This window comes from Mesorhizobium sp. M1A.T.Ca.IN.004.03.1.1, assembly GCF_003997555.1.
In the GTDB taxonomy this organism is placed as follows: Bacteria; Pseudomonadota; Alphaproteobacteria; order Rhizobiales; family Rhizobiaceae; genus Mesorhizobium.
On the sequence record NZ_RZTV01000085.1, the window covers coordinates 1 to 359 of the forward strand.

At 52.1% G+C, this 359-nt stretch carries 1 pseudogene; it reads right to left on the bottom strand.

Going from position 1 to position 359, the window contains the following annotated elements:
• Positions 1-195 (bottom strand): annotated as a pseudogene (locus EOD29_RS30805) (malate dehydrogenase); the annotation flags it as partial.
• Positions 196-359 lie beyond the last annotated feature (164 nt).

The following is a 359-nucleotide window of genomic DNA, read 5'->3' on the forward strand; positions in this document are numbered from 1 at the left end:
GTCGCTGGCGCCGGTCAGATTGGCGTCGAAGCCTTCGACCGGCGAGGACTGTGCGATGTCGAGGCCCTTGCCCTGGGGGATGCCGTCGGCGATGTCGAAGAGGACGATGTCGCCCAGTTCCTTCAGGCCGGCCAGATGCGCCAACGTGCCACCAATCATGCCAGAACCAATGAGTGCGATCTTATTACGCGCCATTTCGCTGTTTCCTTTGCGATCAAATTCGTCGAACGACGCTGCAAGGCCGCTCAATGACGCAATCGCATAGACCTAAAGGCTAAAAATGGCAATCCATTAATTTTGATGCAGCGTTTTCAATCGTTTAGATACAAAAATTCTTACGTAAACGTAAGATGTTTTGT